Source organism: Paraburkholderia sp. JPY465, from assembly GCF_050436725.1.
Taxonomy (GTDB): domain Bacteria; phylum Pseudomonadota; class Gammaproteobacteria; order Burkholderiales; family Burkholderiaceae; genus Paraburkholderia; species Paraburkholderia youngii.
The window spans coordinates 348,210-362,855 of the sequence record NZ_JBNDMT010000006.1; the positions used below are offsets into that span (position 1 = coordinate 348,210).

General features: G+C 61.6%; 13 protein-coding genes and 1 pseudogene. 9 read left to right on the top strand and 5 right to left on the bottom strand.

Features of this window, described 5'->3' with window-relative positions; translation table 11 throughout:
* Positions 1–377 precede the first annotated feature (377 nt).
* On the bottom strand, positions 378–848 hold the full coding sequence (locus QFZ94_RS34830) for a ribonuclease (RefSeq protein WP_410850072.1): 471 nt from the start codon (positions 846–848) through the stop codon (positions 378–380).
* A 281-nt stretch (positions 849–1,129) separates the two neighbouring features.
* On the opposite strand from QFZ94_RS34830, the gene QFZ94_RS34835 reads away from it, so the two are divergent.
* From QFZ94_RS34835 to QFZ94_RS34845, 3 genes are all read left to right on the top strand, one after another.
* The gene (locus tag QFZ94_RS34835; protein ID WP_429462628.1) at positions 1,130–2,329 is read left to right on the top strand and encodes an NnrS family protein; all 1,200 of its coding nucleotides are present in this window, start codon (positions 1,130–1,132) and stop codon (positions 2,327–2,329) included.
* 887 nt (positions 2,330–3,216) lie between these two features.
* On the top strand, positions 3,217–3,960 hold the full coding sequence (phbB, locus tag QFZ94_RS34840; RefSeq protein ID WP_368583923.1) for an acetoacetyl-CoA reductase: 744 nt from the start codon (positions 3,217–3,219) through the stop codon (positions 3,958–3,960).
* 699 nt (positions 3,961–4,659) lie between these two features.
* Positions 4,660–5,079: a DUF1810 domain-containing protein gene (locus QFZ94_RS34845; RefSeq protein WP_429462631.1), complete on the top strand. Its 420-nt coding sequence runs from the start codon at positions 4,660–4,662 to the stop codon at positions 5,077–5,079.
* Between the two features lie 73 nt (positions 5,080–5,152).
* Here the strand turns inward: QFZ94_RS34845 and QFZ94_RS34850 are convergent, their stop codons facing one another.
* A complete protein-coding gene (locus tag QFZ94_RS34850; RefSeq protein WP_429462633.1) occupies positions 5,153–6,274 on the bottom strand; it encodes a virginiamycin B lyase family protein in 1,122 nt (373 codons plus the stop codon).
* 103 nt (positions 6,275–6,377) lie between these two features.
* Positions 6,378–7,145, bottom strand: a pseudogene (locus tag QFZ94_RS34855) (zinc-binding dehydrogenase).
* Here QFZ94_RS34855 and QFZ94_RS34860 point away from each other — a divergent pair.
* The 4 genes from QFZ94_RS34860 to QFZ94_RS34875 all read left to right on the top strand — a co-directional run bounded on the left by QFZ94_RS34860 (position 7,087) and on the right by QFZ94_RS34875 (position 10,338).
* Positions 7,087–7,392: a hypothetical protein gene (locus QFZ94_RS34860; protein WP_429462635.1), complete on the top strand. Its 306-nt coding sequence runs from the start codon at positions 7,087–7,089 to the stop codon at positions 7,390–7,392. The pseudogene QFZ94_RS34855 and the gene QFZ94_RS34860 overlap by 59 nt on opposite strands.
* Positions 7,393–7,635: 243 nt before the next feature.
* Positions 7,636–7,995: a hypothetical protein gene (locus QFZ94_RS34865; RefSeq protein ID WP_410850076.1), complete on the top strand. Its 360-nt coding sequence runs from the start codon at positions 7,636–7,638 to the stop codon at positions 7,993–7,995.
* A gap of 460 nt (positions 7,996–8,455) precedes the next feature.
* On the top strand, positions 8,456–10,141 hold the full coding sequence (locus QFZ94_RS34870; RefSeq protein WP_429462637.1) for an FAD-dependent oxidoreductase: 1,686 nt from the start codon (positions 8,456–8,458) through the stop codon (positions 10,139–10,141).
* A gap of 5 nt (positions 10,142–10,146) precedes the next feature.
* Complete coding sequence (locus tag QFZ94_RS34875; RefSeq protein WP_013094246.1) at positions 10,147–10,338, top strand: DUF2783 domain-containing protein; 192 nt, start codon at positions 10,147–10,149, stop codon at positions 10,336–10,338.
* A gap of 7 nt (positions 10,339–10,345) precedes the next feature.
* Here the strand turns inward: QFZ94_RS34875 and QFZ94_RS34880 are convergent, their stop codons facing one another.
* Positions 10,346–11,200 (bottom strand): IclR family transcriptional regulator, encoded by an 855-nt coding sequence (locus tag QFZ94_RS34880; protein WP_368583928.1) that lies wholly within the window; start codon positions 11,198–11,200, stop codon positions 10,346–10,348.
* A 5-nt stretch (positions 11,201–11,205) separates the two neighbouring features.
* Positions 11,206–12,009 carry an IclR family transcriptional regulator gene (locus tag QFZ94_RS34885; protein ID WP_429462640.1) on the bottom strand — a complete coding sequence of 268 codons (804 nt, stop codon included), beginning with the start codon at positions 12,007–12,009 and terminating at the stop codon, positions 11,206–11,208.
* A 204-nt stretch (positions 12,010–12,213) separates the two neighbouring features.
* Between QFZ94_RS34885 and QFZ94_RS34890 the strand changes: the two genes are divergently transcribed.
* Together QFZ94_RS34890 and QFZ94_RS34895 are read left to right on the top strand one after the other, a co-directional pair.
* Positions 12,214–13,173, top strand: a complete 960-nt coding sequence (locus tag QFZ94_RS34890) for an MBL fold metallo-hydrolase (RefSeq protein WP_368583930.1) — start codon at positions 12,214–12,216, stop codon at positions 13,171–13,173.
* A gap of 124 nt (positions 13,174–13,297) precedes the next feature.
* Positions 13,298–14,623, top strand: coding sequence for an MFS transporter (locus QFZ94_RS34895; RefSeq protein ID WP_429462642.1), 1,326 nt, complete (start codon positions 13,298–13,300; stop codon positions 14,621–14,623).
* The last annotated feature ends 23 nt before the right edge of the window (positions 14,624–14,646 follow it).

The window sequence follows — 14,646 nt, forward strand, 5'->3', positions numbered from 1 at the left end:
AGATTCTCCCTGGTCGACGACGCGCGGTACGGAAATCCAACACAACGGTTGAGAACCACTATCGCAGATGCCCGACGGCGGGAAAATCTCATAGTTCTGATGGCTGCCTTCAGGTTTTCTGATCGACTGATCGCACCGTCTGAAAACCGCTTGAGATCGTCTGCTGGGAGATACGGATCGTTGTCAACGCGGACCTATCGGAGAACTTCGGTCAGCGCCAATGGGACGCGGTGGCCGCCGCCATAGAGTTATCCATTGCTCAAATGCGACGAGCGCATCATCGCTGGCGCGATCGGGATTGATCGCTAGCGCACAGTCAGGAGCGCGGGATTGATGCTTTCGTCAAACGTGCGGCGCTCGTGCAGGTGATTCCGTCTTTATTCTGCAATGCGCTTAAAGCTAGCGTAGTAATCGTCGGTGTAATAGCACTCGCCGAGCTGCTTGCGCGGCCCGCCACAGACGATCCGGCGCTGCCCGCGATCCGTCGCACCAGGTGTGCGTACCGTATAGGTGTGGTAGTAACCGCGCGGATGTTTCGGCAGCAAACCCGCGGTGTTACGAAACAGGACGCCGTCATCGCTAAACGGGAAGGGACCGCCTGCTTTGATCAGCCGCAGCGTTTCGGCAGCCTCGGCCGGCAGCTGCGCCTTGGTGACGGTGACCAGCGCCACCGTGCCTTGCGCGCCTGAGGCGGCGGCCGCTTCGCTCGCGCCTGGTGCAGGTTGAACCGGCGCCGAGCTCGCGGATGCGCCCGATGCCTCAGTGGCGTTTTGCGGTCCCTGCTTGCCGCATCCGCCGAAGATCACGCTCAATGCGACGATGCAGGAGAAAGCTGACGCTCTCTTCACGGAACGGTTCTCCCTTCGTTGACCAGCGCCCGACGACCAGGATAGATGTAAAGGTATCGCTAATGACGGGGCGAATCAACGTTCGGTCGGAAATTGGCACTTTTCCATGACAACCAGGCCGATGTGTTCCACCGCGCGTAACGGTGCCGTTAGTAAGGCTTCGTCTGCGGGACGCCATGGGGAGGGCAGACGGCTACGCTGGCGCGAACATTCGTCGCATGTGGCGAAAAGGTCCTGCGTGTATAAGGTGAATCACCACCTAGTCGCCGTTTGGAGCAGTCATGAAGCGGACCATCAGGATCGCATCAGGTCAAGTCGACACACCGCCCCGCATCGCTCTGTGGGCGCTCGGATTCAGGCCTTTCTATCTGGCCGGCGCTCTGTTCGGCTGTCTTGCGATGCTGCTCTGGCTCGGCGCGCTGGCAGGCTGGCCGTTGCTGGACTCCACGTCCTACATGTCGGGAACGCTGTGGCACGTTCACGAAATGATCTTTGGATTTGGCGCCGCAATCGTCACCGGATTTCTGCTGACAGCGGTTCGCGCGTGGACCAGCACGAATCCCGCGCATGGCGCGAACCTCGCGGCGCTGCTGCTTCTTTGGCTTGCAGGCCGGATCATGATGTGGAGCGCTTCGGGTCCGGTTGGCGTCGTCGTGGACGTGGCGTTTCTGCCGGTGGTTGCGCTCGTTCTGTTGCGCGTGCTGCTGAGTGCGAAGAATCGGCACAACGTCTTTCTGCCGGTCGCGCTCGGACTGCTCGCGCTTCTCAACGTCCTCTTCCATGTGTGGGCGAGCCATGGTCACGGCGACTGGGCGCTGCGCAGTGCGTGGCTCACGGTCGGCATGCTCGTTCTGTTCGTGACGGTGATCGGCGGGCGCATCATTCCGTCGTTTACTGCCAATGCCGTTCCGGGCTTTAGCGCGAAACGCTGGCGATTCGTCGAAGCGACCGTCATTCCGGCGACGCTGCTCGCGTTTCTGCTGGACTCGCTGGGTGCGCCATCGACGGCAATCGTTGCTGCGTCCGCCGCAGCGGCGGCGCTCCACGGGCTCCGGCTCAGCGGATGGCGTTCGTGGCGCGTAGGCTATCGCCCTATCCTCCTGATCCTCCATATCGCCTACGCGGGAATCCCATTGGGCTTCGTGATGCTGGCACTCGGCGCGCTCGGCGTCGCTCCGCATTCGCTCGCGATTCATACCTTCACGGTGGGAGTCATTGGAACGGCGATCATCGCGATGATCACGCGCACCGCGCGCGGACACACCGGACGCGAACTCGTGGCCGGTAAGGTCGAGATCGCCTGCTACGGTCTATTCGTTCTGGCAACTTTGGTTCGGGTACTCGGCCCCTGGCTCGCGCCGCAGTTCACGATGGCCTGGATATACGCATCCGGTCTGTGCTGGGTGGCCGCGCTGGTTCTCTATTGCGTCCGCTACGCCGCGTGGCTTGTCCTCGCCCGTGCCGATGGCAAGCCGGGTTGAAGACCGGGTCCTCCTCGAAGCGGCTAGCAAGTGAGATCCGTCGTTGCCGCTTCGAACGCCTTCACTTCGCCCCGACGCCGACAGTCATGATATGCGTCATGTCCAGACAGCAAGTCGCGATTCATCCGGCATAGCTGAGTGCGTCAGGCGTTACTGATTATTCGTCGTGCGCTCGCGCTCGCGCTCGCGGCGTTGCCATCGAACCCGTCGAAACAGAGTCTCCTTCTCACGCGGCAAGCATCGACGCCGACGGTCTCGATTACCGAGTGCGGGGCCGCGTCGTCGATATGAACCATCCGGTTTCGTGGTCGAACGCCCGTGCGCACGAACGATCGTTCGCACTAGCTGGAAGGACACTGGGGGCAATAGTCAGTAGGCCAACAATGTACAAAAACTACATTTCCTTCATTGCAAATATGTAGTTTTTCTACTACTATCGCCTCGTCGGTCGTATCTACGGCCGTTGCGATAGCTAGCCGACACGGTGCGCCTATCGCAATCGAAGGACAGCGAATGGCTTGTCTGCATCCTTGATTGTTACCGGTAACATAATGACACGGTGAGCCACGCGAGGCGCGTCTTCCTGTTGAATCAGGTCTACGTCGAACCTGCTTTCGCAGTTTCATCTGATTAATTAGTCATGCAAATAACATTTATCAGAAGCGGAGTTCTCGTCCCGCCTGATCAGCAGACGAATGGTGCCCAACCGGCAAGGCAGACCGTGCTATTTGTCCGCAACAGAGACACAGAACCGACTCATTTCCGCCGGACGACCCGACGCGATCCAGGTCGCGGCAATACGTTGTGCCAAAGCAATGGCGGGTTGTGCGAGACGGCCATTGGGTTATTCACGTTCCTCGCAGATATGACGATCACGGATGGAAAGAATGACGAAACGAATTGCTGTAGTGACTGGCGGTATGGGTGGTCTAGGAGAAGCGATCAGTACGAGACTGCACGATGCAGGTTATGCGGTGGTAGTCACGTACTCGCCGAACAACACCGGCGCGGCGGCATGGCTCGCGAACATGGAAGCTCAAGGCAGGAACTTTCGCGCGTATCCGGTCGATGTGGCCGACTACGATTCATGCCAGCACTGCGCAGCCAAAATTCAGTATGAAGTCGGCCCGGTCGACATTCTGGTGAATAACGCCGGAATCACCGAGGACATGACGCTCCGGAAGATGAACAAGGTCAACTGGGACGCAGTCATCCGCACCAACCTGGATTCGGTGTTCAACATGACGAAGCCACTTTGCGAGGAGATGGTCGCGCGGGGTTGGGGACGCATCGTCAACGTTTCGTCCGTCAATGGCTCGAAAGGGTCGATCGGCCAAACCAACTACGCGGCAGCCAAGGCCGGCATGCACGGCTTCACGAAATCGCTGGCGCTGGAAGTAGCGCGTAAGGGCGTTACCGTCAACACGGTCTCGCCGGGTTACCTGGCCACGAAGATGGTCACGGCGATACCTCAGGAGATCCTCGATACGAAGATCCTCCCGCACGTTCCCATGGGGCGTCTGGGCAAGCCCGAGGAAGTGGCGGCGCTCGTGCTTTACCTCTGCTCGGACGACGCCGGCTTTGTGACCGGCGCCAATGTTGCGATCAACGGCGGCCAGCACATGCAGTAACAGTCGCGCGCCCCCGCGCCAGCCGGTTCATGCAGAGACACCGCACGAGCCGGCCCGAACCGCATACGCAACACACCTATGCCTCGCTGAGAGGAACGCGTCATGAGTGAAACCTCGATAGGCCTGGTTATTGGAGGCACGGCGCTCGGTGTCGCAATGTTCATGGTCGCTAGCCACTATCGCCGCGAGCGAATGCGGGCACGAATGCTGCGGGAACTGAATCGTCACGATCCGTGGCATCAAACGCGCGCGCGAAAGTGATTGCACCGCCGAACATCGATATCCACAAGCGCAAACGATTGCTGAAAGAAGCAGGCTCAACTGACGCCTGACGTACAGACCGGATTCAGTCGGTCACCACATTGAGAGAAGTGGATGAAAACTACAAGCAGAAAACTTTCTGGAGACAGAGCGAGCCCCTATTCGCCGCAGACTGCCGAGGATGCGATTTCCCATCTCGAACGGGTCCTGTCGGCGGGTGCCGCGCAATCTCTGTTCACCGACGTCTACTGGCGCGCGCGGGTTCAGCAACTGAGCGCTACACGAGGGCTGACTCCATTGCAGCGAGCAAGGCTCGTGAGACTACTCAAGTCGCTTCCATTGCCGGGACGGGGCGAAGATCGATCGTAGACCTGTACCGTCATGCGCGCGAGAATCATGATTCAACGATAGGTTTTCACGTTTGCAGCGGAGTACGAAATGGACGATCCCTACGACCTTCAACGCTTCCTCGATGCACAGGACCCGGTCTACGCCCAGGTATGCGACGAACTGAAGCATGGACGTAAGCGAAGCCACTGGATGTGGTTTGTGTTTCCTCAAATCGAGGGGCTCGGCATGAGCGCAATGGCTCAGCGATTCGCACTTTCGTCGCTGGCCGAAGCGCAAGAATACCTGCGCCACCCGATACTCGGCCCACGTCTGCGCGAAGCGACACAACTGGTCAACCTCGTCAAAGACCGCTCCATCGAGGAGATTTTCGGGTATCCGGATCACCTCAAGTTTCGCTCGTCGGTGACGCTGTTCTCGCGCGCCTCGAACGACAACGATGTATTTGTCGAAGCTTTGCGCAAATATTTCGGCGGCGAAGCCGATCCGCGAACCCTCGAGCTGCTCTAGGCCATTTTTAGTAACGGGCCCGCGCACGTGGGCCGCGACGGACTGTGCATTCCGGTCTCGGTGCAGTGTGGCGTCACTGCCGGCCGGCATCGGCTGCACGGGACCGGTAAAGCAGCAGATGATCATTCGCGGATTCCGACAGCCAGACCTCGCCTGGACGGCCCATCATCTGGCGCACGTTCGCGTGGTCACGCGGCAGTGGCAAGACGTCGAACCGCTCGGTACGCGGATCGAAGCGCACCAGCGCATTAGCGCTCCACTCACTGAGCCAGACGATGTCCTGGTCGTCGACGAATATTGCGTACGCGTGCGGACCGTTGCCGGGCAGTCGCCATTCTCGCCATTGATGCGTCGCGGGATCGAATACACCGACTTTTCCGGCGTTCCACTCGCTGACCCAGACGCGCCCGCTGGAATCGGCCCAGACGCGGCGCGCGCCCTGATTCGCGGTTGGCGGCTCGATGACCTGTGCCGCGCCCGTCGTCCGGTCGATCCGACCGAGGTAACTTCCCGCCAGCGAAGCGAAATACAGATCCCCAGTGCGCGTCACGCAGATACCGTAGGGCCCGGCGCCGCGTGGAGCATCGAAGACGCGCATGCGAGCGCTTTGCGGATCGAGCTCGCCGTATATACCACTTTGCCCGGTAAACCACAGATGCCCCTGCTTGTCGAACACGGCGGTATTCAGATTGGCGTCTGACCGGTCCTTGGGGAGCGGAAAACGCGTGACGGCGAGCGTCTTCGGATCGATGCGCACGATTGCGTTCTGCCCGCCGTCAGTGACCCACGCTGCACCATCGGGGCCGACGACCACGCCATGTGGCGCCGATCCGGTGCCGAGCGCGATCGTGTCGATTTTGCCGCTGCGCGGGTCCAGGCGCCCGGCCGCTCCCCGTGCCTGCGCGGTGTACCACACGGTGCCGTCATGCGCCGGTGCGACGTCATGCGGTGCGCTGCCGGCCGGCAAGGCGAAACTTTCGAACGATGACGGCCGCTGTGCTTGCGCATACGCGAGGCCAAGGTTGCCCGTACTCATCGCGCAAGCAATGGCGTAGATCGCCAAGGCAATCACAAACCGGGCGGTCGATCGCAGGGCAAACTTCGTTGCACGAAGTCGTTCGAGCGCCGCATGCCGCAGAAGGAATGCGAACATCCACCAAAGGAGCCCCGCGAGTAACAGCAGAAGAATCAGCATCGGCGGTCTCCGTCGCTGTCTGTGTCAGCTAACGTATCACGAATGCCACTTGCCGAGCTCAACCCCACGCTTCAGTGCTTGGCAGCGCTCTACGCGTCTGCTTTCAGCCGATCTCGATCACCGCCTTCCTTGCCTGCCGACGCTCCTCCAGCGCCACATGCGCTTCGTCGACGTTGTCTAGCGTATAGCGACCATTGATCTCGACATTGAGCGCACCTTGCCGGATGGCAGCGAACACATCGTCCGCGCGACGCTGCACCGTGGCCGCATCGGCGAGATGATTGGCGAGCCGCGGACGCGTGAGAAACAGCGAACCCGCCTCGCCCAGTTCGTAGGGATCGAGGTCGCGCATCGGCCCCGTGACCAAACCATAGTTGATGAAGGCCGCGCACGCGGACGGCGCGAAAGCTATCGCGCAAGGTGGTCTTGCCGACCGCATCGAATACCACATCGACGCCCCTTCCAAGGGTCAACTCGCGAATCCGATCAGCGAAGGCTCCGTTTTCATAGAGCATCACGTGATCCGCGCCGCGCGCTCGCGCGATAGCAGCCTTTTGCGGCGTACTCGTCGTCGCGAACATTTCCGCGCCTGACGCCTCGCAAGCTGCACGAGCAACTGTCCGATGCCTCCCGACGCCGCATGCACGAGACAGGTCATGCCCGCTTCGAGCTTGGCCACGTCTTCGATCAGATAGTGCGCCGTCGAACCCTGAAAGATCGATGCAGCCGCAATGTCGTAGCGGATATCGGCGGGCAGGCGCGCGAGCCGGGCGGCGGGCACGATCGCAAAGTCGGCGTATGCGCCCCACGATATGCACCATGCCACGCGATCGCCCGCGCAAAGCGACGTCACACCTGCTCCCGTCCAGATTCATGAATATGGCGGTCCCGAGGTGCTGCGCCGCGTCGAGCTCGACATACCGAAGCCGGGTTCCGGCGAGGTGCTGGTGCGGGTCGCCGCGGCGGGGGGCAACTTCATGGACATCCACACGCGGCACGGCCAGTATCGCGATTCACGCTCTCGCGTAAACCCGTCTCCATTGGTTTCGTTGAATGATCGTCTGCACAACTGCGTAAATCAACACGCGGAGGTCCGCCGGAAGGGCAATCAGCGGTGACACCGTCAGGTCAGGCACCAAATCCGGCTCTGCCAATAGAGGGTTTACCCTGGCAAATTCCGCTGAAAGCTATTTGAAATGAAGGTGGCCTTCGTTAGAATGAGTCCTGTGCTGAGACAAATCCGAAAGAGTCCATCAGCGCCTCGCTGTACCGGAGGCAACCGCAGTCGGCTGACAACCTCACATCACTTCAGAAGGCAGTCGTCATTATTCAGTAGACCTCAATTGAACGGAGAGTAAATCATGAGCCGCCTTACCAACCGAATCGCCACAACGCTCGTCGTGCTTGGCCTGATGACTTCGGGCGCAGCTATCGCGCAGCAGCCAACCGCGACGGCGCCCCCGGTCGCAGAGGTTGCTACCGTACCGGCGACTACCCACAATGACCCTATCGTTCAGAAGCGAAACGAGATTCGCGAGGCCAACCGCGAACAACGCGCCCGGACCGCGGAAGCCAGAAAGGCATTCAGGGCTGAAGCTCGCGACGCCCGGCAAGAACGCAACCAGGCGGCGAGCGAGTCCCGCGACCGCGCACGCGCGGCCTTGGCTGAATCGGCACAACCTGGCACGACTCAGGCCGGCGCGGCGCATACCACCCAATGAGTCATAAACGCTACGGGGTTTGTTCAGGAAGAGCGGGCGACGGTCCTCAGCGGAGAACAATCCAATCAAAGATGATCAGTCGATACCCGGCCCTTCCTACCAGCGGAGCCCTCGCATGTGCGAGTGGCTCCGCATTTTTTATATGGCCGTTTTAGCAACTTCACCGAAGCATGCCGGCCGGCCACCTCACTCAAAACCCGAACTGTGCGACGCAGTCAACGAGGTTTGCAGCCTGTTTCCTCAAGCTCCCCACCGCCGCGGCGTTTTACTCGACGAGCGCTGCGTTGCGCTCCGTAGTTTTGTCCATCTGATTGACCGCCTGCGCACGCGGAATGCAAACCGCACCAGGGTAAATACAGATTCGAGCGCTCCCAAAGCTTTATAGAATGAGCAACATTAGCAAGGAGCAATAATGCTTGCTATAGATTAATCGAAGATATCCCGCAGAACCGGAGACGCCATGCAGATCGACTACCAAACGATGCGGTTCGACTACGAGCGAGCCGCCGACCACGATGCCGGTGCCCCGCTCACCTATCCGGTCGTCGTGATCGGCGCTGGCCCGGTCGGCTTGTCCGCGGCCATCGATCTGGCCCAGCAGGGCGTTCGCACCGTGCTGCTCGACAACGACGACACGCTGTCGAGCGGGTCGCGCGCAATCTGTTTTGCGAAGCGCACGCTGGAAATTTTCGACCGGCTCGGCTGCGGCAAACAGATGGTCGACAAAGGCGTGAGCTGGAACGTCGGCAAGGTGTTCCTGCAGGACGAGTTGATCTATACGTTCAATCTGCTGCCAGAAACAGGCCACGCGCGACCTGCGTTCATCAACCTGCAGCAGTACTACGTCGAAGGCTATCTAGCAGATCAGGCGAAGCAGACCGCGAATCTGCAGATGCGCTGGAAAAGCAATGTGATCGGTGTGACCCAGCAAGACGACTATGTCGAGTTGCAGGTCGAAACGCCGGACGGCATTTATCCGATGCGCGCGCAATACGTGGTCGCCGCCGACGGCGCGCGCAGCGCGGTGCGCAAGACGCTCGGTCTCGACAGCCACGGTCGCACCTTCAAGGACCGCTTCCTGATCGCGGATGTGAAAATGAAGGCGCCGTTTCCGACCGAACGCTGGTTCTGGTTCGATCCGCCCTTCCATCGCAATCAATCGGTACTGCTGCACAGGCAACCCGACAACGTCTGGCGCATCGATTTCCAGCTCGGCTGGGACGCCGATCCGGTCGCGGAGAAACAGCCTGAAAAAGTGATTCCGCGCGTCAAAGCGCTGCTCGGCGACGATGCCGAGTTCGAGCTCGAATGGGTCAGCGTCTACACGTTTTCGTGTTTGCGGATGGACAGCTTCCGGCATGGCCGCGTGCTGTTCGCGGGCGATTCGGCGCATGGCGTATCACCGTTCGGCGCGCGCGGCGCGAATAGCGGCGTGCAGGACGCCGACAATCTCGCCTGGAAGCTGCGGCTCGTCGTCAACGGCGACGCGCCGCCAACGCTGCTCGATACCTATGCATCGGAGCGCGAATATGCGGCGGACGAAAACATCCGGAACTCATCGCGCGCCACCGACTTCATCACGCCGAAAAGCGCGGTCTCGCGGATGTTCCGCGACGCCACGCTCAAGCTCGCGAAGGAGTGCCCGTTCGCGCGGCGCATGGTCAACAGCGGCCGTCTGTCGGTGCCGGCGATTCTGCGTGACTCGCCACTCAACACACCCGACGCCGACGCGTTCACCGGCGCGATGGTGCCCGGCGCAGCTAGCACCGACGCGCCCGTCAAGCTCGCTGGCGAAGACGCCTGGTTTCTGAATCAGACCGGACATGGCGGCTTCACGGGTGTGCACTTCTGCGGCCAGGGAGACGACCCGACGAAATGCGCCGAACAGCTTCGCGCGCTCGCATCTCTGGCGGTGCCGGTCCGCTCGTTGATCGTCGTGCCGCGTGGAGCGGCCGTGACCGCTCTGCCGGACATGCCTCACGTCACGGTGATCGAGGACGTAGAAGGCATCGTCACGCATCGCTTCGATGCGCGGCCTGGCACGTTTTATCTGCTGCGTCCGGACCAGCACGTCTGCGCGCGCTGGCGCGCTCTCGACACCGCATCGGTCACCAAGGCCGTGGATCGCGCAACCTGCAACGGATAACCATCATGACCAAGCTGAACATCGAAACGAACATGGCCGATCCCGATGCGTTCTATGAAAAACTCATCGACGCGCACAACGGACTGACCGACGAGCAAAGCCACTTCATGAACGCGAAGCTCGTGCTGCTGCTCGCGAACCACATCGGCGATGCCGACGTGCTGCTCGAAGCGCTCGCGCTGGCGCGCGCGGACTGAATGAGGTTCAGCGCCCGATCCAGCCGAACCGCCACGACAGCCGTCGTGTCGTGGCGAGCAGCGTCTGCGCGGTCGCGCCGCCCATGCTGAAGTCGGAGCCGCCCGACGGACCGATCACCGCGACCACCAGACTGACGCTGCCCGTGTGATCGAACACGGGCGCGGCCAACGCGCCGATGCCCGGCACCGGCGCATCGAGTGCGTCATCGATACCATCCTCCCGCACCTTCGCGCGGCGTGCCAGATAGGCCGGGACCAATGACGGCGCGCCCTTTTTCGACGACACGAACACCTCCGCGGCCGGCGCGCCAGCAAGTCTGATCGATTCCTGCGACAACAGCCCGGCCAACACGTCGTCCGCGAGATGCGCGGCGAACACGCGCCCTATCGCCGTGTTGACGAGCGACATCACCGTGCCTACGCGCAGGCTCACGTGCTGCGGTCGCGCCGATTCTTCGAAGCGGATAACGGTAGGTCCCAAAGGTCCAAGAATCGCGACCGCGACGCTCATGCCGGACTCCGCCGCGAGCGTCACGATCTCCGGTTCGGCATCGCGAATCGGCGACATGCGCTGCAACGCGATCAGGCCGAGTTCCATGCCGAGCGGTCCCGCGCTGAAAAGACCCGCGTCGTCGCGGCTCAGCAAGCCCACCTTGAGCAGACTCACCAGATGCGGAAACGCCTTGGCAGCGGGCATATCGGCGGCGGCGGCCAGATCGCGCAGCGACAGCGGACGGCCGGCGGCAACGAGCGCCAGCAGGAGATCACCGGTGTTGTCGAGCGCGCTGATGCCGCGCTGAGCTTTCGTATCGCTGAGTGGGGGCGTGTTCGCGTCGGACGCGTCCGGGGTTTCGATCTGCATGATTCTCAGGTGGGTGTGACCAGCGCTTCGGTGATGCGTCGGGAAGTGTCGAGCAACTGACGTGCGACCGCGCCATCCCACGCGACGTCGATCGAGCCCGACGATCCGATCGCCGTCAACGCGAGTTGCATCCGTTGGTCGCCATCGAACACCGGCACACTCAGACTGCTGATGCCCAGGCTCGGCGCATCGATGCCGCGCTCGATGCCGCGCGCGCGGATCTCATCGAAGCGCTCGCGCCATTCGGCGCTGGCCGGCCCTTTGGCGCCGCGGCTGCGCGCCGGTGCAGGCTCCGCCGCTTGCGCCTGGCTTCGCGCCATTTCCGCGACCTGCTCGGGCGCGCAGAACGCGCAGAAGACGCGGCCCGTCGAGGTCGCTTCGAGCGACATCACCGTGCCGATGTGCAGATTGACATGCAGTGGCGCACCGCTGCGCTCGTATCGCACGATGGTCGGTCCCTGCACGCCCGCCACGCAGATCGCCACGCAAAGACCGATCCGCTCGGCGAGCGCAGCCGCGTGGGGCGCCGCGATGCGATAGACGGGCTGCTGTTCGATATGCATCAGGCCAAGCCGCAACGATAGCGGGCCCGGCTCGTAGTTTCCGGTCAGCGCGTCGCGTTTGACGAGGCCGAGGCGCGTCAGGCTCACCAGATACGTATGCGCCTGCGCCGACGACAGTTGCGCCTCGCCGGCCAGTTCGGTCAGCCCGAGCGGTTCGCGCTGTCGCGCCAGCGCCTGCAGCAGCCGGCCGCCGACCTCGACGCTTTGAATGCCACGCTGTTTCTTTTCGCTTGTCGTATCAGCCATCGTGTTGTCCGACCTTGTCCGAAGGAGGTTTGGCCCGTTCGGTGTCGCCCGTGGAAGGCCTAGATGGTATCCGATCGGACCGTGCCGACCAACCAACGGAGTTTACCCTAGCTTAGTCAATGACAAGGTATTTTGTCATTGACAAATATCCGAGCGACGACGACTATTAGTCATCCCCCAACGAGTCGTGAGACGGAGACAGACATGGCGAAGGCTTTCGCATCCCAGGCCGACCTGGAAGAAAAGAAGATCACGTGGACCCAATTGTCGGAAAACGCGTATGCGTACACGGCCGAGGGCGACCCTAACTCGGGCGTGATCATCGGCGACGACGGCGTGCTGATCGTCGACACCACCGCCACGCCGGCCATGGCGCAAGACCTGATCGCGAAGATCCGCAGCGTCACCGACAAGCCGATCAAATACGTCGTGCTGTCGCACTATCACGCGGTGCGCGTGCTGGGTGCGTCGGCGTACTTCAAGGAAGGCGCGCAGCAGGTGATCGCGAGCCGCGGCACCTACGAAATGATCGTCGAGCGCGGCGAAGCGGATATGAAGTCGGAGATCGAACGCTTCCCGCGCCTTTTTGCAGGCGTCGAAACGGTGCCCGGCCTGACGTGGCCGACGCTGGTGTTCGAAAAGGAAATGACGCTCTTTCTCGGCAAGCTCGAAGTGCGCATCGCGCATCTCGGCTCGGGCCACACGAAGGGCGACACGATCGTCTGGCTGCCGTCGCAGAAGGTGTTGTTCTCCGGCGACCTGGTCGAGTACGACGCGGCCTGTTACTGCGGCGACGCGCAACTCGAACAATGGCCAGCGACGCTCGAAGCATTGCGCGCGCTGAATGCGCAGAAGCTGGTGCCGGGTCGCGGCCCCGCACTGCTGTCGCCGGCGGAGGTAAACAAGGGCCTCGACTACACCAAAGACTTCGTGACCACGCTGTTGCAGGCGGGCCGCGATGCATTCAGGGACAAGCTCGATCTGAAGGGCGCGATGGCGCTCACGCGCAAGGCGATGGACCCGAAGTTCGGCAACGTCTTCATCTACGAGCATTGCCTGCCGTTCGACGTGTCGCGAGCCTACGACGAAGCAAGCGGTATCAGCCATCCGCGCATCTGGACCGCGCAGCGCGACAAGGAAATGTGGGACGCGCTGCAGAGCTGATCGCCCCACGCACTCCGGGAAAGACCGTCCGGTCTTTCCTTATCCCGTTCAAACCATGAAGGCGCGCTAGACGCCTCGGGCGCGCTCGTCTTCGCACAGGCGCGCTCCGCACCTGGAGCGAGACATGCAGCATTCCCTCGATGGCAACGTCATTGGCCACGCCGCGTCGGTCGCGAGCGACGATTCGATGTTCAGAAAGGTCGCGTGGCGCATCGTGCCGTTTCTGTTTCTTTGCTACGTCGTGTCGTTTCTGGACCGGATCAACATCGGCTTCGCGCAATTGCAGATGAAGCATGATCTCGGCTTCAGCGACGCGATGTACGGACTCGGCGCAGCCGTGTTCTATGTCGGGTACGTTCTGTGCGAGGTGCCGAGCAATATTCTGTTGGCCAAATACGGCGCGCGTAAAACCTTCATGCGGATCATGCTGCTGTGGGGCATCGCGTCGATGTGCATGATGTTCGTGTCGAAGCCCGCGCACTTCTACGTACTGCGCTTCATGCTGGGCGTGTTCGAGGCGGGCTTTTTCCCCGGCATCGTGCTGTACTTGACGTACTGGTTTCCGGCCAGCCGGCGCGCCGCCGTGATTTCGGTGTTTTTCGCAGGCGTGGCGGTCGCGGGCGTGCTCGGCGGACTTTTCTCCGGCTGGATCATGCGCGACATGAGCGGCGTGCTGAACCTGTTCGGATGGCAATGGATGTTTGCGATCGAAGGCGCACCGGCTGTAATTCTCGGACTCCTGTCGTGGCGCTTTCTGCTCGACAAGCCGCACGACGCGAGCTGGCTCACGCAGGCTGAAAAGGATCGGCTCGTCGCTCTGTGCGCGCAAGGCCAGGGGAAAAACAGTGGGCGTGACGGTCGCAGCTTCGCTGCGGCGTTGCTCAATCCGCGCGTCTATCTGTTCGCGTTCATCTATTTTTCGCTGACCTGTGCATCGCTGACGCTCAACTTCTGGATGCCGTTGATGATCCGTGATTTCGGCGTTCAGGATGTGGTCGCCGTGAGTCTTTATACGGTGGTGCCGAATGCGATCGGCGCGGTGGGTCTGATTCTGATTGCGCGCCGCTCGGATCGAACAGGGGAACGGCGGAAACATTTCGCTTTCTGCACCGTGGTCGGTGGTCTCGCGCTTGCGGCGCTTACACTGCACCTGAACAGCTTTGCCGCGATGCTGGCAATTTTGTCGCTGGCCTCTGTGTTGATCTTCGCGGCGCTGCCGATCTTCTGGGCCGTTCCTACCAGCTATCTGTCTGGCAAAGCGGCTGCGTCTGGCATTGCGTTCATTAGCAGCATTGGCATCACGAGCGGCATCGTCAGCCCGTGGGTGATCGGGCAGATACGCACGGCGACGGGCAGTATGGATCTCGCCGTTTATATTCTGGCTGGGCTGCTTGTGCTTAGCGGGGGCGCGTTGATGGCGGGCGTCAAAGGCGATGTGATGCGACGGTGATGCGTGATTGACTGGTTGTCGCT